The sequence below is a fragment of the Mucilaginibacter rivuli genome, from assembly GCF_019391655.1.
Lineage (GTDB): Bacteria > Bacteroidota > Bacteroidia > Sphingobacteriales > Sphingobacteriaceae > Mucilaginibacter > Mucilaginibacter rivuli.
Map to the genome: position 1 here is coordinate 900916 of NZ_JAHXPQ010000001.1, position 22392 is coordinate 923307.

General features: G+C 43.0%; 18 protein-coding genes. 10 read left to right on the plus strand and 8 right to left on the minus strand.

The features are described from left to right. Positions 1-213: 213 nt before the first annotated feature. Positions 214-3030, plus strand: a complete 2817-nt coding sequence (gene uvrA / locus KXQ82_RS04030; protein ID WP_219486848.1) for an excinuclease ABC subunit UvrA — start codon at positions 214-216, stop codon at positions 3028-3030. A gap of 132 nt (positions 3031-3162) precedes the next feature. On the opposite strand, the gene KXQ82_RS04035 is transcribed toward uvrA, so the two are convergent. The 5 genes from KXQ82_RS04035 to KXQ82_RS04055 all read right to left on the minus strand — a co-directional run bounded on the left by KXQ82_RS04035 (position 3163) and on the right by KXQ82_RS04055 (position 9927). After that, positions 3163-5658, minus strand: a complete 2496-nt coding sequence (locus tag KXQ82_RS04035; RefSeq protein ID WP_219486849.1) for a TonB-dependent receptor — start codon at positions 5656-5658, stop codon at positions 3163-3165. Positions 5659-5821: 163 nt separating this feature from the next. Then, complete coding sequence (gene leuS, locus KXQ82_RS04040; RefSeq protein ID WP_219486850.1) at positions 5822-8629, minus strand: leucine--tRNA ligase; 2808 nt, start codon at positions 8627-8629, stop codon at positions 5822-5824. Positions 8630-8752: 123 nt separating this feature from the next. Beyond that, on the minus strand, positions 8753-9211 hold the full coding sequence (locus KXQ82_RS04045; RefSeq protein ID WP_219486851.1) for a GyrI-like domain-containing protein: 459 nt from the start codon (positions 9209-9211) through the stop codon (positions 8753-8755). Positions 9212-9307: 96 nt separating this feature from the next. Beyond that, complete coding sequence (locus KXQ82_RS04050; RefSeq protein WP_219486852.1) at positions 9308-9649, minus strand: DUF1801 domain-containing protein; 342 nt, start codon at positions 9647-9649, stop codon at positions 9308-9310. 86 nt (positions 9650-9735) lie between these two features. Next, positions 9736-9927 (minus strand): hypothetical protein, encoded by a 192-nt coding sequence (locus tag KXQ82_RS04055; protein WP_219486853.1) that lies wholly within the window; start codon positions 9925-9927, stop codon positions 9736-9738. A gap of 209 nt (positions 9928-10136) precedes the next feature. Between KXQ82_RS04055 and KXQ82_RS04060 the strand changes: the two genes are divergently transcribed. The 7 genes from KXQ82_RS04060 to KXQ82_RS04090 all read left to right on the plus strand — a co-directional run bounded on the left by KXQ82_RS04060 (position 10137) and on the right by KXQ82_RS04090 (position 15843). Then, positions 10137-11015 (plus strand): cell division protein FtsX, encoded by an 879-nt coding sequence (locus KXQ82_RS04060; RefSeq protein WP_219486854.1) that lies wholly within the window; start codon positions 10137-10139, stop codon positions 11013-11015. Next, on the plus strand, positions 11015-11290 hold the full coding sequence (locus KXQ82_RS04065) for a DUF3098 domain-containing protein (RefSeq protein ID WP_219486855.1): 276 nt from the start codon (positions 11015-11017) through the stop codon (positions 11288-11290). The genes KXQ82_RS04060 and KXQ82_RS04065 overlap by 1 nt, the downstream gene beginning before the upstream one ends. A gap of 2 nt (positions 11291-11292) precedes the next feature. Continuing rightward, a complete protein-coding gene (locus tag KXQ82_RS04070) occupies positions 11293-12084 on the plus strand; it encodes an undecaprenyl-diphosphate phosphatase (protein WP_219486856.1) in 792 nt (263 codons plus the stop codon). Positions 12085-12122: 38 nt separating this feature from the next. After that, positions 12123-12848 (plus strand): tRNA pseudouridine(55) synthase TruB, encoded by a 726-nt coding sequence (gene truB / locus KXQ82_RS04075; protein WP_219486857.1) that lies wholly within the window; start codon positions 12123-12125, stop codon positions 12846-12848. 34 nt (positions 12849-12882) lie between these two features. Beyond that, the gene (locus tag KXQ82_RS04080; RefSeq protein ID WP_219486858.1) at positions 12883-13809 is read left to right on the plus strand and encodes a bifunctional riboflavin kinase/FAD synthetase; all 927 of its coding nucleotides are present in this window, start codon (positions 12883-12885) and stop codon (positions 13807-13809) included. Positions 13810-13901: 92 nt separating this feature from the next. Continuing rightward, the gene (locus KXQ82_RS04085; RefSeq protein WP_255563405.1) at positions 13902-15152 is read left to right on the plus strand and encodes a DUF2130 domain-containing protein; all 1251 of its coding nucleotides are present in this window, start codon (positions 13902-13904) and stop codon (positions 15150-15152) included. A gap of 130 nt (positions 15153-15282) precedes the next feature. Further along, the gene (locus tag KXQ82_RS04090) at positions 15283-15843 is read left to right on the plus strand and encodes a C40 family peptidase (protein WP_219486859.1); all 561 of its coding nucleotides are present in this window, start codon (positions 15283-15285) and stop codon (positions 15841-15843) included. 1 nt (position 15844) lies between these two features. Here KXQ82_RS04090 and KXQ82_RS04095 read toward each other — a convergent pair whose 3' ends face one another. Continuing rightward, on the minus strand, positions 15845-17773 hold the full coding sequence (locus KXQ82_RS04095; protein WP_219486860.1) for a T9SS type B sorting domain-containing protein: 1929 nt from the start codon (positions 17771-17773) through the stop codon (positions 15845-15847). 180 nt (positions 17774-17953) lie between these two features. On the opposite strand from KXQ82_RS04095, the gene KXQ82_RS04100 reads away from it, so the two are divergent. Beyond that, entirely contained in the window at positions 17954-18889 is a 936-nt protein-coding gene (locus KXQ82_RS04100; RefSeq protein WP_219486861.1) for a cobalamin-binding protein, read from the plus strand. Here the strand turns inward: KXQ82_RS04100 and KXQ82_RS04105 are convergent. Then, positions 18886-20964, minus strand: a complete 2079-nt coding sequence (locus KXQ82_RS04105) for a TonB-dependent receptor (protein WP_255563406.1) — start codon at positions 20962-20964, stop codon at positions 18886-18888. The genes KXQ82_RS04100 and KXQ82_RS04105 overlap by 4 nt on opposite strands. A 112-nt stretch (positions 20965-21076) precedes the next feature. Between KXQ82_RS04105 and KXQ82_RS04110 the strand changes: the two genes are divergently transcribed. After that, positions 21077-21796 (plus strand): VIT1/CCC1 transporter family protein, encoded by a 720-nt coding sequence (locus KXQ82_RS04110; protein ID WP_255563407.1) that lies wholly within the window; start codon positions 21077-21079, stop codon positions 21794-21796. A 74-nt stretch (positions 21797-21870) separates the two neighbouring features. Here KXQ82_RS04110 and KXQ82_RS04115 read toward each other — a convergent pair whose 3' ends face one another. Then, positions 21871-22392 carry an NADPH-dependent FMN reductase gene (locus KXQ82_RS04115; RefSeq protein ID WP_219486862.1) on the minus strand — a complete coding sequence of 174 codons (522 nt, stop codon included), beginning with the start codon at positions 22390-22392 and terminating at the stop codon, positions 21871-21873.

The following is a 22392-nucleotide window of genomic DNA, read 5'->3' on the forward strand; positions in this document are numbered from 1 at the left end:
TACGATTATTATTAAAGTAGAGTTGCTTCTATATTGGATTATTTAGTTAACGAATAGTTTAATTTTCAAATGAAACAATAATTTTGCGGATTATCAAAATATAATTGCAATGTTCTGATTTTTTATTGAACACTTAGCCATATTTTTGAAACCACAATACAATTTACGAATAAAGTTCTTTTTACACAAACTGCAGGAGTTTTTTACATTTAGATGAATAACGAGTTAGAAAAAGATTCAAAGAAAAATATCATCATTAAGGGTGCAAAGGTTCATAATCTTAAAAATATGGACGTTGCAATACCTAAAAATAAGTTGGTAGTTATAACAGGCATGTCGGGTTCGGGTAAATCTTCTCTGGCTTTTGATACGTTATATGCTGAAGGGCAGCGCCGTTATGTAGAGAGCCTCTCCTCATACGCGCGCCAGTTTTTGGGCCGCATGAATAAGCCCGAAGTTGATTATATAAAAGGTATTGCCCCGGCCATAGCTATCGAGCAAAAGGTAATAACATCCAACCCACGCTCAACCGTAGGTACATCAACCGAGATATATGATTATCTGAAACTGCTTTTCGCACGTATAGGGCATACCATTTCGCCGGTATCGGGCAATATCGTAAAAAAAGATACAGTTACCGATGTGGTGAACTTTATCGCGTCGCTGCCAGATGATACAACAGTTACCATTTTAGGCCCATTGCACCCGCATAATAACCGCAACCTTAAAGAAGAACTGGCCGTACTGATGCAGAAAGGCTTTGTACGTGTGGAGTACATGGGTAAATTATCCAGAATAGAGGATTTGTTGGAGGACGCTACCATCACCGATAAATCTTTAGAAGGTGGTGGCCAGATCCGTATCGTGATCGATCGTATCAACAAAAACAATGAAGAGGAAACCCTGAGCCGTGCTGCCGACTCGGCCCAGACCGCATTTTTTGAAGGCAAGGGCGATTGCTATGTACGTTACCGCAGTGGCGATGACGAAGAGCAGGAAAAATTCTTTTGCGACAGGTTTGAGCTGGATGGGATTAAGTTTGAAGAACCATCGGCAAACTTTTTTAGCTTTAACAACCCGTATGGTGCGTGTAAGCGTTGCGAAGGTTATGGCAAGGTAATAGGTATTGATGAAGACCTGGTTATCCCCGATAAAAGTAAAACCATTTATGAAGGAGCTATTGCCCCATGGCGTGGCGAAAAACTGCGCGAGTGGAATGATAAACTGATCAAAGAATCGCTGAAATTTGATTTTCCGATACATCGCGCATACAACCAGCTTACCGATAAACAACAGAAACTATTGTGGACGGGTAATAAATATTTTAGCGGACTGGACGACTTTTTTAAAGAACTGGAAGCCCAAACCTATAAAATACAATACCGGGTTATCCTGTCGCGCTATCGCGGTAAAACCAATTGTCCCGATTGTAAGGGGAGCCGCCTGCGCATGGATGCATCATATGTAAAGATCGATGGCCGGTCGATAACCGATATTGTGCTGATGCCGCTGGATAAAGCCTACGAGTTTTTCCGCGACCTGAAATTGAACGCGCACGATGAAAAAATAGCCAAACGCTTGCTGTTAGAGATAGTTAACCGCCTTAACTTTTTAAACGATGTTGGCTTAGGTTACCTCACGTTGAACAGGTTATCCAATACCTTGTCGGGAGGGGAGTCGCAGCGTATAAATTTAGCCACTTCTTTGGGCAGTAGTTTGGTAGGATCGATATATGTTTTGGATGAGCCAAGCATTGGCCTGCACCCGCGCGATACCCAGAAGCTGATAGGTGTATTAAAATCCTTACGTGATGTAGGTAACACCGTTATTATTGTTGAGCACGAAGAAGAAATAATGCAGGCCGCCGATTATCTGATTGATATTGGCCCCGAAGCCGGTACCAATGGCGGCAACCTGATATTTACAGGCACTTACCCCGAGATCATTGTTGACGACCATAGCCTTACTGGCAAGTACCTGAGCAGAAGGGAAGAGATTGCCATCCCAACCCACCGCCGCAAATGGACCGACTCGATAGAGATACGCGGTGCCCGCGAAAACAACCTGCAGAACGTGACAGCGAAATTTCCTGTTGGGGTATTAACGGTAGTTACAGGTGTATCGGGCTCAGGTAAAACAAGTTTGGTGAAACGTATTTTAGCCCCGGCACTGCAAAAGGCATTAGGTAGCTATAACGGCGAGCAAACCGGCGCTTATGACAGCATTGAGGGCGACTATAAAATGATAGAGGCCGTTGAAATGGTTGACCAAAACCCTATAGGCCGCTCATCGCGCTCAAACCCGGTAACATATGTTAAAGCCTGGGATGAGATACGGAATTTGCTGGCTACACAGCCGGCGGCAAAAGCTGCGGGCTTAAAACCATCGGCCTTTTCGTTTAACGTGGAGGGTGGCCGTTGCGATACCTGCCAGGGCGAGGGCGAAGTGAAGATAGAGATGCAATTTATGGCCGATATCTTCCTCACCTGCGAAAGCTGCGGAGGCAAACGCTTTAAACAACATGTGTTGGATGTTACCTACAACGAAAAGAACGTTGACGATATTCTGAACATGACCATCGATGAGGCCCTTGAGTTCTTTGCCAAAGAGCCAAAGATACTGGCCAAAATAAAACCATTGGTTGATGTAGGTTTAGGCTACGTGCATTTGGGGCAATCGTCAAATACATTATCAGGCGGCGAGGCGCAGCGCATTAAGCTGGCATCTTTCCTGGTAAAAGGCAACAACGCGCATAAAACGCTGTTTATATTTGATGAACCTACAACAGGTTTGCACTTTCATGATATCAAAAAGTTGCTCAAATCTTTCAATGCATTGTTAGAGCATGGAAATACTATTATTGTGATAGAACACAATATGGACGTTATAAAATGCGCCGACTGGGTGATAGACATAGGCCCCGAAGGTGGCAATAACGGCGGTAAAGTAATTTTTGAAGGTGTGCCCGAAGATATCATCAAAGAGAAAAAATCGTACACGGGTAAGTATTTAAAAGAGAGGTTCAATTAATACCTACATAGATTTGACAACTTTTTAAAAGTTGTCAAATCTTACCGCTGTGAAACAAAAAAGCCTCCCGATTTAACACCGGGAGGCTTTTTTGTTTATCCTCTATCGCCGGTGTCTTCACCGGCAATAATATTAACGCGGGCTGTTACCGCCGTCGCCGCCTTTTAAGTCGTCGTTATTAACACCTTTGGTTTTCTTTTGTGTAGGGTCGCTAGGGTCGGCAAATTTAACCTTACCAAAGCGGTAGCTAAACGAGAACCCGAACGAACGGAACGGAAACTGCGTATTGCTGAATTGTGTATAACCGTTACCTTTTACAAGGCTGTTGAACGCTTTGTTCTCTTTAAACGGATCGAAAGTATTTACACCAACGCTTGCCTGTTTGTTCCAAAACTCTTTTTTGAGGCCCACTATCCATAAGCTGAATGATGGAGTTTCGCCTTGTATGGTACGGCGCGATGAATTTAATATTACGAATGACTCTGCCGAAAAACCATTCGAAAAACTTAATGAGCCGCTTAAAAAAGCATTGTAAGATATGTAGGTATTAAAATCTGTTTGCGCTGTAGAAAAAGTCCCTTGCGGGCTTGGGCTGTAAGTGAAAGCATTAATACTTCCCCGGATAGTTAAAATTTTAACCGGGTTTATCGAACCAAAAAAGCTGGTGCCCCATGAACTGTTTGAGCCAATGTTTTGGTAGCGGTTTATGGTAACCTTATTATCTCCGCCAAGGTTGCTGCCAATACTTTCAATTAAATTATTGGTGTATTTGTAATAAGCCGACAAGTTAATTACCGAGGCACCAATAAATGTAGAGTAGTTTAACTCGCCATATTGCGATATTTCGGGTTGTAATTCCGGATTACCCACAGTTATAGCTGTTGCATTACTTTGATTAACAAATGGGTTAAGATAAGTTAAGCTTGGTCTTTGTATACGTTTGGTATAAGTTAATTTAAAAGTATTGTTCTTGATGGTTTTTGATAAAGCCAGCGTAGGTATAAAAATAGTATACTGGTTGCTGAATGGTACCAAACCCGGGGTAGATGATACAGGCTGCCCCTCTATCCTTGTATTCTCTACACGGGCGCCTACCTGCAAGGCATAAGCTTTAGGTAAGGTGAAAGTTAACACGCTGTATGCAGCATAAATATCCTGGTTGTAGTTGTAATTGTTGGATGTAAGTGAGTTAAAAGTAAAACTACTCGGGTCGGCAGTAAGGTCTGTACCGTTTGATACACCTTCGTAATTTTTGAACACACTTTCAATGCGGCGGATAATTGTTTTTCCACCGCCTTCAAACTTAAACTTATCATTTACAGGCAGTGTATAATCTGCTTGCAAAGTGTACTCATTGTTGGCACCGTTATTTGCCGAACGCAAATCTTTAAACTGTTTGGTTGAGTACAGCGATGTCGAACTGAAATCCGTGATACCATGGCTCCACTGACCGGCAATATCAATCTGGTGGCCGTCTTTTTTAAACTTGTGTACAAAATCATTATTCCAGTCAAATCCACCAAAAGTAGTTTCGCTGTTATTTTTTGATATATAATTGTAAGGCGTAATTAAACCTGTATCGGCAACCGAAGCAGTATTACCATCAGCTTTAAAACCACCCTGGTTTAACGCAATGGTTGATGTAAAGCTGTTATAGCTGTTAATATCATAACTCAGGTTACCCGAGCCACGGTAGCCATACCTGGTTATTTTGGTTGAGCTATTGGAGTGTGTAAAGTGTGTCGCGTCAAAATCAATACCCGAAACCGTGCTGCTGGTTTGTGGCCAGGTAAAGTTACCGCCAAAATTACCGGTTACGCTTAAACGGTTTTGGTTAATATTAAGGTTGGCGTTGCCATTGTTTTGGCGCGTACCAATACCCCCGCTTATCGAACCGCTTACACCGCTGATGCTCCTGCTTTTGGTAACAATGTTGATGATACCCGCAGAACCTTCCGCGTCGTACTTGGCAGATGGCGAAGTGATCACCTCCACATTTTTGATCTGATCGGCAGGGATGGATTTCAAAACATCGGCCAGATTGTTAGCCATAGCGCCCGAAGGCTTGCCATTGATCAGCACCCTTACATTTTGATCGCCACGTAAGGATACGTTGCCATTAATATCAACCGATACCAGGGGCACTTTACGTAAAACATCGGTAGCATTACCACCAGCCGAAGTGATGTCTTTTTCAGCATTAAAAACGATCTTATCTATCTTGTTTTCGATGATCGGAGTTTCGCCCACTACATTTACCGCTTTCAAAGCCTTACCTGATGGTGCTATCAAAATAGTGCCCATATTAAAATCGGGTTTTGATGGCGTAGTTTCAACCGGGTCGATAGTTTTTGAAGGATAGCCAATAAAGGAAACAACAATTTTGTATTTCCCTATTTTTGTATCGTTTAATTTAAAAACACCTTTTTCGTCAGTCACTGCACCATTCAAAGGTACTTTTCCTTTGCTCCTGTAAACAGCTATAGTAGCGTAATCCAAAGGTTTTCTGGTAATAGAATCGAGTACAACACCCGAAATTTTGCCCACAACACTGGCCCCGCCGCCAAGCTGGGCTTTGGTACTAATGGCAAAAAATAATATGGCTATAAGTATATAGAAACGTTTCATGTTTTCAGTTTTTGTTATTGGAGGCAAAAATAGGCTAATTGTTACACCCTTATACGCCAAAATTGTAAATATTTATTTGGTTAGGGGTGTTTGTTACAGTACTAACAAAAAAAATGCCCGCAAACTGCAGGCATTCGTAAAAGTTATGCTGACGAATTGGTATCTAAACCACTATATTAATTATCCTGCCCTTCACCACAATTACCTTTTTAATGGCTTTACCATCCAGGTATTTTTGCAGATCGGTATTGGCTAATATTTGCGCTTCAACCTCTTTCACATCAAGGCTTAACGCGAAGTTGATATTCGTTTTTGTTTTACCGTTAACCGAGATAGGGTATGAGAACTCGTTCTCCACCAGGTACTCCGGATTAAATTTAGGATAAGCCGCATACGACAGGCTGCCTGCTTCATTACCTAACAACGTCCAAAGTTCCTCGCAAATATGCGGTGCGTATGGCGATAATATCACCACCATATCCTGCAATACCGAACGTTTATTACATTTCAGGTCAGTCAGTTCGTTTACCGCGATCATAAAGCTGGAAACCGAAGTATTGAACGAGAAACGCTCCACATCTTCCTGTACTTTCAAGATGATCTTATGCAACGATTTCAATTCAGCTTTTGATGGCTCTGCATCAGACACATTAAACTCCCATGCATCATTATGGAATAACCTCCAAAACTTACGCAGAAATTTGAATACACCCTCAATACCGTTTGTATTCCAAGGCTTGCTTTGCTCCAACGGGCCTAAGAACATTTCGTACATGCGCAAGGTATCCGCGCCGTAACGCTCAATAATGTCATCCGGGTTGACTACGTTGAACTTGGATTTCGACATTTTTTCGACTTCCACACCACAAACGTACTTGCCGTTTTCCAATATAAACTCAGCATTAGCGAAATCATCGCGCCATTTTTTGAATTTGACAGTATCCAAAATATCGTTCTCAACAATATTTACATCAACATGTAATGCCGAGGTATTGTACTGAGATTTTAACCCGTTAGAAACAAAGGTGTTGGTGCCACGGCCGTCCGCATCGTTCACACGATATACAAAGTTCGAACGCCCTTGAATCATCCCCTGGTTGATCAACTTTTTGAAAGGCTCTTCCTCGCCAACTTTGCCTATATCCTTCAAAAACTTATTCCAAAAACGGCTGTACAACAAGTGGCCTGTAGCGTGCTCGCTGCCGCCAATGTACAGGTCAACATCTTTCCAGTAATCAATAGCTTCGCGCGAAGCAAATTCACTGCCGTTCTGGGCATCCATATAGCGGTACCAATACCAGCTTGAGCCAGCCCAGCCCGGCATGGTGCTTAACTCATAAGCGGCATCCTCAGCGTATTTCCAGCCTTCGGCTCTTGCCAATGGCGGCTCGCCGGTTTCTGTTGGCAGGTATTTATCTACTTCTGGTAATATAAGCGGTAGTTCTTCTTCTTTTATCAAATGAGGCAAACCATCCTTAAAGTAAACCGGCACAGGCTCTCCCCAGTAACGCTGGCGGCCAAAAATGGCATCACGCATGCGATAATTGGTTTTGCCGCTGCCCATGCCTATGCTTTCCAGTTTGGCAATCACCGCGGTAGTTGCTTCCTTGTACTCCATGCCATTGATAAAGTCGGAGTTGATGTATTTTCCTTCTTTTGTCGGGTCGGCTTCGGTTTCAATGTTTTGGATATCGATGATAGGCACAATCGGCAGATCAAAATGCTTGGCAAACAAATAATCCCGCTGATCGCCCGAAGGTACGCCCATAACACAGCCTGTTCCGTAACCGGCCAATACGTAATCTGCAATCCAAACCTGCACCTTCTCGCCGCTTAAGGGGTTTATCACATGGCTGCCTGTAAATGCTCCACTAATGGTTTTTGTATCGGCCATGCGGTCCAGCTCGCTTTTCTTTTTGGTTTGTGCAATGCAGGCATCAATGGCAGCTTTATGCTCCGGTGTAGTTAAAGCCTGCACCAACTCATGCTCAGGCGCTATCACCATATACGATACACCGAAAATGGTATCCACACGGGTAGTGAACACTTCAAGGTAAGCAGGTAATTCTGCAGCCAAATCTTTATTTCCAGGCTCCAGCTTAAACTTTACCATGGCGCCAATGCTCTTGCCTATCCAGTTGCGCTGCATTTCTTTTAAAGGGTCAGGCCAGTCTATGTTGTCTAATCCCTGCAAAAGGCGTTCGGCATAAGCGGTAATGCGCATGCTCCACTGCATCATTTTCTTTTGTTCAACAGGGTAACCGCCGCGTTCGCTAAAGCCGTCCTTCACCTCATCGTTAGCCAACACAGTACCCAATGCGGCACACCAGTTCACTGTGCTTTCGCGTAGATAAGTTAAGCGATATTTTAATAATTCGGCCTGCTGCTCATCATGACTCATTGCCTTCCACTCATCAGCGGTAAAGTTTAAAGTATCATCATCGCTAACAGCGCTTATATTAGCAGAACCGTTGGTCTCAAATTTTTTTACCAATTCATCAATGGATTCAGCTTTATCAGCATCCTTATTGTACCAGCTATTAAACAACTGCATAAATATCCACTGCGTCCATTTATAATACCCCGGCGAACTGGTGCGCACCTCGCGGCTCCAGTCGAAAGAGAAACCGATCTGGTCCAGCTGGCGGCGGTAGGTGGCAATGTTATCTTCGGTAGTAATAGCCGGGTGCTGCCCGGTTTGTATGGCATACTGCTCGGCTGGTAAACCAAACGAATCATAGCCCATCGGGTGCAACACGTTAAACCCTTTCAGCCGTTTGTATCTCGAAAAAATATCGGAAGCAATATAGCCCAGCGGATGGCCTACATGCAGCCCTGCACCCGATGGATAAGGGAACATATCAAGCACATAGTACTTGGGTTTTGCTGAGTTATTGTCGGCTTTAAAAGTTTGATTGGCCGCCCAAAAGGCCTGCCACTTTTTCTCGATGTCTTTAAATTGATAATCCATTTCGCTGTATGCTCGGGTGTTGAGGTGCGAAAATAGTAAAATTGATTGTTGGTTGGTGATTTAATGTGCAAATGAGTAGATGCCAGCCTGCGGGCATGCGGATGCCATGTATATAATAATAACTTATTGCACAGCAATAAATATATCAACTTCGGCATCATCCGGGTTTTGGGCCTTGGTGCCGTATACTTCAAAATCGGCAGTGAAAGCACGGGGAATATCTGATCCCCATATCTTTACCCATTCCTGGTAAACAATGCCATCAGCCAATTTTCCCTTCGCGGTAAATTTTACATACTTACCCGGCGCAAATGTTTTTCCGGTAAGTTCTTCAGGTATCTCATCAATGTTTTTAACCTTGCAACCCAAAAGGGTAGTGTATGGCTTTGTATGGTCTTGCTCATAGTCTGTATAAACGCTGTAAATGGTATCGTCAGTTCTGTTTGTGATAAGCGCCATAATGTTTTCAGATAAAAACCTGTCCCATAATTTTGGAATGTCTATAGCTGCCTGGCCATTTTCATTAGTGGTTCTGATGGCGATACCTGCAATGCTGAATGCCTCTGTCTGTATAATATCCATTTGATTTATTTTTAGATGTAAGGCAAAGAAAAAATCAAGCAGTGACAATCCTATGTCAGCAGGTATAAAAAATAGTTCTTAATCATAAGCTAATAGCTAAGCAAATAATGAGATCGCCAACCTCAATATCTCATCAACCGTTGCAATATCAATCTCCAGCGGGTTTATCAGCAATATCTTCATCCGCGCCCGTTTTTCTAATAACAACTCTGAATGTTCGATAAGCTTGCCATCAACTATCCCCAGATATGGTTGCTGCAGTTTTTTATGCACCCACAAATAGCAAAGCCGCTTATCTTTATAATAATAAAAGGGCATACCATAATGCCATACTTCGGTGATATGCTCATTAAAACCGAGAATATGGTCGCGCATAAATTGCAGGCAGCTTTTTATAGGTTCGGCATGTTTCAGAAAATACTCATCAATGGGGCGCATGTACAAATGTAATGTGCAAATGAGTAAATGCGCGGATGTGCAAGTGAAAACATTGCAACGTTGCTTGCAGACAGGCGATCAAGTGTCTATTTCTTCACTGAATGTACCGGTTGCTCTTCATTTTCGTGCTTTTGGGCAATATCGCCGATGTGTGGTTCATCAGCATGGTAAATTTTATCCTGCTTTTTTACCACACTTTTATGGCCCTCATCATGCGGATGCTTGCTCGGTGTATCTGCGGGCGATGGTTTATCCTTTGAGTTCGCGTCTTTTTTCATGGTTACAATACTTTTATCTGATAACCAACATTTCATCAAACGGTTTTAAACCAACCATTAATAAACTAAAGAACCGGTACACCAATAAACCAACAAGTTAATTTATGTTAAAAAGCCCGGCAATCAATTCCCGCTTTAGAATTTAAACAGAATAATATTTTACCTTTACGGGAATGATTTTTTAATTTCGCGATTCTAAGAGAGTTTACATGGAAGAATTTGAGCCAAGCGTATCAGCAAAAAAAACAAAGTCTATTTATATATCAACGGTGCTTGGTATTTCGATGGTGCTGCTTATGCTGGGCTTGCTGGGGCTTATCCTGGTTCATTTTAACAACCTGTCGCGCTACGTAAAAGAAAATATCGTTCTCAATATCATTGTTAACGATGCCGCCCGCGAAACCGATGTGCTGCAATTGCAAAAACAACTCGATGGCAATGTTGAGGTTAAGCAAACGCAATATGTAAGTAAAGAGCTCGCCGCCCGGCATCTGCAAAAAGACCTGGGCGAAGATTTTGTGAAATTCCTGGGGTATAACCCTTTACTGTCATCTATCGATGTTTACCTTAAGGCCGATTATGCCAACAATGCCAACATTGCACAATTTAAAGCCAAGCTGCTCAAAAATCCATTGGTAAAAGAGGTAATATACCAACAATCATTGGTCGATCTGATGAACGACCGCATAGCTACCATTACTTTGGTGATACTGGCTTTCACAGCTATTTTCCTGGTAGTATCATTAGCGTTAATTAACAATACCATTCGTTTAGCTATTTATTCACAGCGTTTCTTAATTAAATCCATGCAATTGGTTGGGGCAACAAAAGGCTTTATCCGCAAGCCGTTTTTGTTGTATGGTATATGGCATGGTTTGTTGGGTGGTTTAATAGCTATCGTTTTACTAATAGGTATGCTTTACCTGGCATATCAGCAAATACCTGATCTCATCATCCTGCAAAACTATACCGAATTTGGTTTAGTCTTTTTAGTGGTGATAGGTGTAGGTATATTTATTTCAGGCTTCAGCACCTTCCTTGCTGTTAACAAATTCCTCCGTTTAAAAATTTACGATCTTTACAGATAATGGCACAAAAACAAGTAACACCCCTGGCGCAACCCGTTAGAACAGCGGCTTCGCAAAAAAAAGAATCAAATCACACTCCGGCACAAATGGTATTTGGCAAAGCCAATTATCAGCTGCTGTTCGTATCAATAGCGGTAATAATTTTAGGCTTTGCGCTGATGAGCGGAACCACCGATATTTACGAGGCACGCAAAATAATTGTTGCTCCTTTAGTAGTTTTAACCGGCTTTGGCATTGGTTTTTGGGCAATATTCAAAAAAACTGAAAGCAAATAGGCATGAATTTATTTCACGTTATTGTTTTAGCCATATTGGAGGGCATTACCGAGTTTTTGCCGGTATCGTCAACAGGCCACATGATCATTGCCAGCTCATTTATGGGTATAGCCAAGTCTGATTTTGTGAAGCTTTTTGAAGTAGCCATTCAATTGGGCGCCATACTTTCGGTAGTGGTATTGTATTACAAACGCTTTTTCAAATCGCTCGATTTTTATTTTAAACTGGTTGTAGGTGTTATTCCGGCTATTATAGTTGGTGTGCTATTAAAAAAACACATTGATGCGATGTTGGAAAGCCCGCTTACAGTAGCTATCACCTTATTATTAGGCGGTATCGTATTGCTGTTTGTCGATCAGTGGTTCAATAAACCTACTGTTACCAAAGAAGAAAACATTGGTTATCCAACCGCGTTAAAAATTGGTATGTTCCAGTGTTTGGCGGTAATACCGGGCATGTCGCGCTCTGCCGCTACTATTATTGGTGGTATGAGCCAAAAGCTAACCCGTACTGCTGCTGCCGAGTTTTCATTCTTTTTAGCTGTCCCAACAATGTTTGGTGCAACTTTAAAAGAAGTTTGGGATTACCATAAACATGTATCGCCAACCTTTACCGGTGAGCAGATCAAGTTTTTGGTTATCGGTAATATCATTGCTTTCATCGTAGCTATGCTGGCTATTAAAACCTTTATTACCTTTTTGGAGAAAAAGGGCTTTAAACTGTTTGGCTATTACCGCATACTGGCAGGTGTCGTATTATTGGCGCTATACTTTACAGGGCACCTTACTGCTTAATTGTTTTCTGAGTATCTTTGCGTTTTATTTGATTCTGTTTGGATACTTCAACAATAAAATTCCGCGATTTTAATTTTGCCGAAGGCGAGCTGCTGCTCATCAACAAGCCCTATAACTGGACAAGCTTTGATGTGGTAGGCAAAATACGCAACTCGCTAAAGCCCCAAAAGCTAAAAGTGGGCCATGCCGGCACGCTCGATCCATTGGCCACTGGTTTGCTCATTATTTGCACGGGTAAGCTCACCAAACAGATAGACACCTTCCAGGCCGAAGAAAAAGAATATACAGGCACCATGGTATTGGGCGAAACCACGCCCAGTTACGATATGGAAACCGATGCCGACCAAACCTTCGACATAAGCAACCTTACCGAAGAGCAGATACGTGATAACTGCGCACAGTTTACCGGCGATATACAACAGTACCCGCCCGCGCACTCTGCCGTAAAAGTAAACGGCGAGCGTTTGTATGAAAAAGCACGCCGCGGAGAAGAAGTGGAACTGCGTCTGCGCTTTGTAACTGTAAGCGAATTTGAAATAACACGCGTTGAATTACCCGAAGTTGATTTTAGGGTGGTATGCAGTAAGGGCACCTATATCCGTTCGCTGGTGAATGATTTTGGCAAGGCTTTAAACAATGGTGCTTACCTTTCGAAATTGTGCCGTACACGCAGTGGTAATTTTAAGCTCGAAGAGGCGTTTGAGGTAATGGAACTGGTAAACCATATCCGCCAACAAAAAACAGCAACCGAAGAATTAAAATAAGTAATTTTGCATTGCTTCCCCGGAGCGCAGGTTCATGAAGATATATCATAACATTAACGATTTTAAGCCTATCCAAAATGCCGTAGTCACCATTGGTACTTTTGATGGTGTACACATCGGGCATCGTAAAATAATTGCCAAGCTGCAGGAACTTGCTGCCGAAATAGGCGGCGAAACGGTAATACTTACCTTTTTTCCGCACCCGAGAATGATATTGCACCCCGAAGACCAGGATATCAAACTCATCACCACCATAAACGAAAAGGCTGAACTATTGGAGGGCTTAGGGGTAGACCACCTGATTGTTACCCCGTTCTCGCGCGATTTTAGCAACCTTTCGGCTCTGGAGTATATACATGATGTATTGGTGGCGCGCATCGGTGTGAAAAAGATCGTCATCGGTTATGATCACCGCTTTGGTAAAGACCGCAAAGGCGGCTTGGAAGACCTGCAACGCCTGAGCCGCGAATTTGAGTATGATGTGATGGAGATTCCCGAGCAGGATATCAATGATGTTGCAGTAAGTTCTACAAAAATACGCGAAGCTTTATTAAACGATCATACCGCTCTTGCCAACCAATACTTGGGCTACCCGTTTTTCATCACCGGTAAGGTTATCCGCGGCGACCAGATAGGCCGCCAGATAGGTTATCCTACGGCAAATATCCTTGTCGGCGAAAGCTATAAACTGATACCCGGCGATGGCATTTTCGCGGTAACGGTAGATATAGGTAAAGAAACTTTTAAAGGGATGGCCTATATTGGCCACAGGCCAACCATTAACGGTATGTCGCGTAATATTGAGGTTAATATTTTCGATTTTGACCGGGATATTTACGATCAGAACATCCGCCTTAACTTCCATCATTTTGTGCGAGGCGATTTTAAATTCAATTCGTTGGATGAGCTAAAAATACAGCTTGCACAGGATAGGGTTGATGTGTTGAAGGTGCTTTCGTAAACAGTGCTCTTCTGAAATAATTTTTCAACAAATAGCGATGGGTTTTAAACCCATCGCTATTTGTTGCTATCTTCATCATTACAAAATTTATTATGGCTACAGAAGTTAAGTGTCCGAGTTGTGCTCATGTTTTCCCTTTAGAGGAAGCCATGACCGAGGAATATAAAAAAGAGCTGCGCGAAAAAATGGTATCCTTTACCAAACAAAAGGAAGAGGAATACACACGCAAACTGGATGAGTTTAGTAAAAAGGAGCAGCAACAATTAGTGGCCTTTGAGCAAAAACTGGCTGATGAGAAGAAGGCCCTGCAATTAACCCTCGAAGAGAACCTGCGTAAAACCATAGCCGCCGATTTTGAAAATAAACTGCAACTGCTGGAAACCAATAATAAAGATGCTGAAGAGAAGCTGAAACTATCCCGACTAAAAGAGCTGGAGTTTTTAAAGCGTGAGCAGGAACTGAAGAATAAGGAGTCGGAGATGGAGCTGCAGCTGCAACGTAAACTTCAGGAACAGCGTACTGAGTTGGCCGAACAAATACGTAAGCAAGAGCACGAAAAAGGCTTGGTTAAAGAAACCGAACATCAATTGCGTGTAATGGAATTAACCAAACAGTTAGAAGACAACAAAAAACTGGTTGACGAAATGAAGCGTAAAGCCGAACAAGGCTCCATGCAATTACAGGGCGAAGTTCAAGAACTGATATTGGAAGAACTCCTTCGGAGTAGCTTTCCATTCGATATAATCACCGAAGTTGGTAAAGGTGTGCGTGGTGCCGATTGTGTGCAGGTGGTGCGTAACCAGAACGGGCAGGAGTGTGGTAAGATCATCTACGAAAGTAAACGCACCAGCGCGTTTTCGATGGAATGGATAGAGAAGCTGAAAAAGGACATGCGTAATATCGGCGTTGATGTTGCGGTTATTGTAACGCAATGCTATCCAAAAGGAATGGATTGCTTTGGCGAAAAGGATGGTGTTTGGATATGCTCGTTCGAAGAAGCCAAAGCTGTAGCTTATGTATTGCGCGATAGCATATTGCGATTGTATAGCGCCACCAAATCGCAGGAAAACAAGGGCGATAAAATGCACCTCCTGTACGATTATCTTACAGGGTCGGAATTTGCTGCACAGTGGAAAGCCATCCGCGAAGGGTTTATGGATATGCGCATGTCTATTCTCAAAGAACGTGAAACCATGGAACGTTTGTGGAAAGCCCGCGAAAAACAGCTGGATAAAGTATTGCTTAACGCCACGCACATCCGTGGCTCGGTTGATGGCATTGCCGGCAGGGATGCCGTACAGCTCAGCCTGACTGAAGATGATGATACTTTGCTGTTGGAGTAACTATAAGTATATTAGTGTGTTGTGTGGTTTTTATGCGTGCTGATTGTTAATAACTGCCATTTTTTGTTGAAACTTTCGCCCTAACCATGCTTTGCTCAAGAGGGTAAAAGCAATATCTTGCGGGCAAAGTATGATCAAACTAAAATTTCCCCTTTTAGTAATAACGTTAACCTGTGTAGCTACGGTGTGCAAACCATCGGCTTTTGGTATTAACCATATCGCGAAAGCTTATTCACATACAAAACCAACCCATAATAATGATGATGGAGTTGCCGCTACATTATGTGCTGATGACCTGCTCAGCTTTGCGCAAACGCTGATAGGCGTGCGTTACCATTCAGCATCATCAAGCCCGGTACACGGTTTTGATTGCTCGGGCTTTGTAAGTTATGTGTTCAAAAACTTTAGTATCGAGGTTCCGCGTTCATCGTATGAGTTTGCTTCAGTAGGAGAAAAGGTAGCCCTGGCAGATGCCCGCCCCGGCGATGTGATCCTTTTTACAGGTACCAGCAAACGCAGTCGTCGTATTGGCCATGTGGGCATTATCATGTCTAATGATAACGATGGCACTACTTTTATCCATTCCACATCAGGTAAAGAACATGGCGTAACCATAACCGCTATGGACAAAACATACCACCGCCGTTTTGTGAAGATAGTAAGGCTGTTAAAACAAAATGATCTGAGTTAGTTTACCTGATCAGGGTAACATAGCCCGACATAATTGGCCCCTGGTTTTTTAAGTCGATGGTGTAATAGTACGTTCCTTCAGGTAATATTTTCCCGTTATAAGTTCCATCCCATGGTTTGCTGTAACCCTTAACGGTGTACACCATTTGCCCATTGCGGGTATAAACAGATACCACACTTTCGGGGTAAGTAACTAAACCTAAAATGTCCCAGGTATCGTTAATATTGTCGCCATTGGGCGAGAATGCATTGGGAGCCATTACTTTATCATAAACGGTTACCCTTGCTGTATCTGTTACCGTAGTACATGATGATGTTGCCGTAAGTGTATAAGTGGTACTCACCGTAGGTGTAGCTAAAGGCGTTAACGAATTTGGATTATCGAGGCTTGTAGCCGGCGACCATGAATAAGTTAAAACTGTGCCACTTATTGATCCGTTTAACCTTACAGATTGGCCCATGATAATGCTTTTTGCCCCGCCCGCGCTAACTATAGGGGCTTTAATTACGTTAACAATTGCTGTTGCCGTACTGCTGCAACTACCGGTAGTTGCAGTTACGGTATAAGTAGTTGTTTCTGTTGGCGATGCAACAGGGTTAGCAATGTTAGGGTCAGATAAGCCGGTAGTTGGTAACCATGTGTAGCTTGTTCCGCCCGATGCCAGCAGTTGGGTACTTGCCCCTGCACATATGGTAGTATTGGTGGGGGTAACTGTGGCGGTAATTTTAGGCTGAACGGTAAGAGTTACACTGTTTTGATCTGTGCACCCGTTTAAAGTCACCGTAACTGTATATTTTCCGGCTTGCGCGGGTGTAATATTACTGATAACCGGGTTTTGCAGGTTACTGAATACCGTCCCGTTCGGGTCGGTCCATTTATAGCTGCTGCCGCCGCCGCCGTTCAAGGTTACATTTGAGCCCTCACACACTGTTGTATTATTAGTACTTGCCGTAGCCGTTGGTGACTGTGTTACCGTTAAAGTAATTAAATTAGAATAGATAAGGCAGCTTGATGTATTGATATTAGTACCATCGGCACTGGCTAACCGGTATTGATAAGTGCCAACAGCGGCAGGTTGATTAAAAATATACGGTGCGGAAGATGTAGCACCCGGAATATTGCTCCAGCCATTGCCTGCATTTACCTGCCATTGGTATTGCGGGTTTATATAACCCGCTGTAGAAACTACCTGCACAGATAGGGTGTCTTTTTGTGGCGTACCCGAGCAATTATTGTAAGTTGGTAATATAGCAGCCCCAAAGCCGGCTACCATAACAGGGCCGCATGGTTTTATGGTGATATCGTCCATCGCGAAATCGTTGCCTGTGCCGCCATGGTTTGTGTTTTCCATTTTTATTACCACATCACTTTGATTAACAGGTGTGGTAAATAAAAATGTAGTGGCATTACCCCAGGCATCGCTCGCATCTTCGGGTATATCATTGGTGAAATACGTTTTTAAAGGTGTGCCGCCTGTAGTTGATATGGTAATGGTAATGTTTGGCTTAAGCGATGAAACTTTATTAAGATTTTTAAAGTACACACTAAACTGGTAAGTGGTATTCATACATAATGGTGCCTGCTGGGTATAAAAAACTGCCCCACCGGCATCTGTCGGATCAAATTTAGCGTTAACCACCATCATATAACCCTGGTTACCGGTATGGTCGGGTATGGTCCACCAGGTACCATACATCCCATTTGTTGAATTGGCAATGGTGTACTGCCCATCGTTAGGGGGCGTACTGCCCGAATAGGTATATGATGAAGTACCTACCGGTGCTGATAATGCAGGGCCGATAACTGAAGAACCCGAACCGAAATTTTGAGTGAACAGGGCAGGCCCAAAACTGCCGCTACATGTTTGTGCATTACACAGGTGACTAATCAGCAGGTAAACAATGCCAAAAGTAAATGCACGGATATTCATTTAATATAAATCGGGGACTTTAGTTCACCAAAAGTAGTATTAACACTTGTTATCGGCTTATAAAGTTATCCTCATTTTGCGTTTTCTGTTAATTATTTGTTAACTATTATAGTAATACGCTTTTTATTAAGCTTTGTTGTCAATAAATAGCAATCACATTTGTTTGTACATTTGCCGCAAATGAATAAAGTATCTGATAAAAGAATCGTTTCGCTGCTGGCGGCTACTACTGAAATTGTTTGCGCTTTAGGTTTGGAAAAAAATCTTGTTGGCGTATCACATGAGTGCGATTATCCCGAATCGGTAAAAAAATTACCTCAGTGCTCTGATGTAAGGTTCATCCCCGGAGCGAGCAGTTTAGAGATAGATAAAAAAGTAAAAGAAATTCTTACAGATGCCTTATCCATCTACACCATAAATAAAGAACTGATAAAAGAGCTTCAACCCGATATGGTACTCACCCAGGCCCAATGCGAGGTTTGCGCCGTAAGCCTTAAAGATGTTGAAGAAGCTTTAGAAAACCTGCTGGATAAAGAAGCCGAGATCATATCAGTACAACCTAATACCCTCGGCGATATTTTTAAGGATATCACCCTCATTGCCCAAAAGCTGGACACCATTGACGCAGGCATGCAGCTCATTGAAAGTTTGGAAGAACGGATGGACATTATTCGCCATAAGCTTAAATTTATTGCTGATAAACCTACAGTTGCCTGTATTGAGTGGATGGAACCTTTAATGGTTGCCGGTAACTGGGTGCCCGAAATGGTTGAAATAGCAGGTGGAAAATCGGTATTGGCTGTAAATGGTAAACACTCGCCATTTATCAGCTGGGAGGTATTGAAAGCCGAAGATCCGGATATCATTATCATTACCCCTTGTGGTTTTGATATAGAGCGAACGTTAAAGGAAATAGATGTAATACTTGCCTTACCGGGATTTGGCGAACTAAAAGCAGTAAAAAACAACCGCCTGTATATTGCCGATGGTAACCAGTATTTTAACAGATCGGGCCCGCGGATAGTGGACTCCGTCGAAATACTGGCCGAGATCATTTACCCCAAACAGTTTATTTTTGGATATGAGGGTAATGGTTGGATGAAGTTCTCAGTTTAAAAGCGCACATTCATCCCCGCAAAATAATTGCGCGGCGGTGCCGGATTATAATATCGGCCGCCTGCTGCATTAATATCATTACCTAAGCTGTATCGCAGGTTTAATAAATTATCGCCACCCGCAAAAAGCTCCAATTGCGTTTTGTGGGTAATGTTATGCTTCCAGCCGGTTTTTATTTCAACCAGGTGATAACTATTTGTATAAACCGTATTGGCATCATTCAGCGGAAGTTTGTCGGTAAAATTATGTTGTATAAAAAAGTAAAACCGTTGTGGTAACAGCATATTTAAACTGCTCACAATAACCTGCCTTGGTACTCCTGTTAATTTATTACCCGAATAGTTGTTCGTCCCATCGCTGTAATCCCCAAAGATAAACCCGCTATAAGTATAGCTTGTGTTAAACTGTAAACCCCGAAAAAAGCCACTATTGTTTTGGCGGATGAACCAATCGGTAAAATAAAGTTCAAAGCCGGGCTGGTCTGTAGCACCCGCATTAATATAGTAGTTTGCCCCGCTGCTGTTTTGGCGTTGCACAATGGTATTGTTCAGTTTATAAAAAAATACCGAGGCATCAAGCAGCATACTCCCGCTGCCATTTTGTAACCTAAATCCGGTTTCATAGTTCCAGCCGTCTTCGGCCTGTAAGTTGGGGTTAATGCTATGGTCGGTAGGGTGTATCTCACCTGTTGATGGTGTGGAATACCCGCGGCTTACCGAAGCGCGCCCGATAAAATTATTGGTTATTTGGTAAGACAGGGCCAGCCTCGGCATCAACTGCGCATCAAATGACCTGTTGGTAAAATCGCTTTGGTTAAGCGGGTACAGGTTTTGAAAAGCGTAGCCGTAATTGTTTAAACTCAATGCAGCCTCGATCAGTAATTTGCCGGTTAGGTTGGCGGTAAAACGACTAAATATAAAGTTTTGATTGGTATGGATATTATCGAGCGCTTGTGGTGCGGCTTTGTTACCCAGGTTATTATCATAATCTCCGATATTCGAATTGGTTTGCTGCCACTCGTAACCCAGGTTTATTTTCCACTTTAAATGATCCTCTTTTTTTGCAGATAACTCAAAATATGTGCGCAAGCCATACGTACTTTCATTACGCTCCTCATATACGGTAAACGATGGGTTAACAAAATCTACTTGAGTGCCATAAATAGTTATCACATTACGCAACCTGCTGTTTAGCTTGTAATCATTCACCAGGCCGCCAAAAAACATTTTGTTATTGATGTGCGCGTTCAAAGCGATAGCCCCGGCATTAGCAGGCGTTGGCAGCCTTGCAAGCGATGGGTCTGTAAATGCCTGGGGCAAAGTCAATCCACCCGGGGTTTGATAGTTAAGATCGGAGTAAAAGCCAATAGCTTTCAAGCTGTTTTCAGTGCCATATTTAAGATTGTCAACCAACTGGAAATAGTTGCGCTGCATGGCGCTGTTTTGCCGGTAACCGCCATAATTTTGGTATGCCTGGTTTATATTGAGTTGATTATTACCCCATGTTTGCTGCAGCGCTATGTTTTGATGCATCAATTGGTAGGAGCCAACATCAATACCACCGCTTACAAAACTATCTGTTACCCGTTTATTAACAGGGCTCAATAACACTACACCGCCCGAATTAGCGCCAAACAAGCTGCCATCGGGCCCTTTTAAAACCTCAATATTTTGTATGCTGTTAAAATCAATAGCCTGCAGGTAAGTGTTGCCACCCGCGTCGGTTAAAGGTATCTCATCAAAATAGATCTTCACATCACGTACACCAAAGGGTGAGCGCAATAAGCTTCCGCGGATAGACAGGCGGTAACTACCCGGCGAGCGTTCTTCCATCCTGATGCCCGGGATGGTATTCATAACGCTAACCAACGAATTATCGAACTGAAGGTGTAATTGCTGCGCGGTTAATACACCAACAGATGCGGGGGTATTAAGCAGGGGCCTTTCAGAAAGGTAACCTTTAACCGAAACCTCATTTAAGTGTTTCCCGGTATCAATGTGTATGGTATCGTTTTTAGTTTGGCCGAATACGGTTGCTGCAGTGAAAAATAAAGCGATGGCGAGAAATGGTTTCAATAGTATTGTGCTGTATTGAGCAAATATATTATTTTATATACAGCGTGTTTGAAACTAATTAACTACAATCAAGATTCATCCTAAACTGCTTAATTAATTGCTTGGCTTAATAATGCTCGCTACCTTTAACATTATGGATCATCACCACCACGACGAACATCACCTTAAAAGCTCAGATACCATTCGCGATATTGTTATTGGCATGTCGGATGGTTTAACGGTACCTTTCGCTTTGGCGGCGGGTTTGTCGGGCGCGGTTAACTCATCAACCATTGTGGTAACCGCCGGTATCGCCGAAATTGTGGCAGGTTCCATTGCCATGGGATTGGGCGGCTTTCTGGCTGGTAAAACCGAGGCCGACCACTACAACTCCGAGCTTGCCCGCGAGTACGCCGAGGTTGAGCGCATCCCCGAACAGGAGAAAGCCGAGGTAAAAGAAGTATTTGCCGATTTTGGCCTGTCCGAGCACCTGCAAAATGAGATTGCCGATGAGATGGCTAAAGACAAAGATAAATGGGTTGATTTTATGATGCGCTACGAACTGGGCCTGGAAAAACCCGAAGCCAACCGCGCCACACAAAGCGCCATCACCATAGGCGTATCGTATATCGTGGGTGGCATCATCCCGCTATCACCCTATTTTTTCATTAAAAACTCCGAAGAGGCATTGTACTATTCCTGCGGTGTAACGCTTATCTGCCTGTTTGTTTTTGGCTTCTTTAAAAGTAAGGTAACGGGGCAACCTCCCGTTTGGGGCGCAATAAAAGTGGTTATCATTGGTGCATTGGCTGCTATTGCTGCATTTGCTGTTGCTAAGATGATAACGAAGTAAGTTAAAAGTATAAAGTGCAAAGTCGAAAGTTTTGCAGTGCTTTTAACTTTGCACTTTCAACTTTATACTTTCACTTAATACTTAATAAACTTATCCATCTGCTCATTGGTAAACTTGATGGTGTCTTCTTTTATCAGATTACCATCCGCATCCAACTCCTCGCGGATGGAGGTAATGTGGATCTTTAAAGGCATCACATTCAGATGCAGGTAATTACAAACCCCCGTAAAATGGTCAATACCGCGTATGTTGCCGTACTTGCCCGATGATATCCCCACCAGGGCAACCTTTTTATCATAAAAGCTCTGCGGAAAAGCACAGGCATCAATAAAAACTTTCAATACACCGGGGAAACTGCCGTTGTACTCCGGTATCACAAAAATGAACTTTTGAGTATCGCTTACCAGTTGCTGTATGGGCTCAAAGGCTGCGCTACGCTTGCCGTAAAGGTCGCTCACGGTAATATCCCCGGGCAAGTCAAGCAGCGAAAATACATTGGTTTGGAGGCCTTTGGCAGCTAATGTTTTTTGATAGTAATAAGCCACCCTGAGCGTTGAACTGTTAGGCCTGTTGGTGCCTGCAATAATAGTAACCAT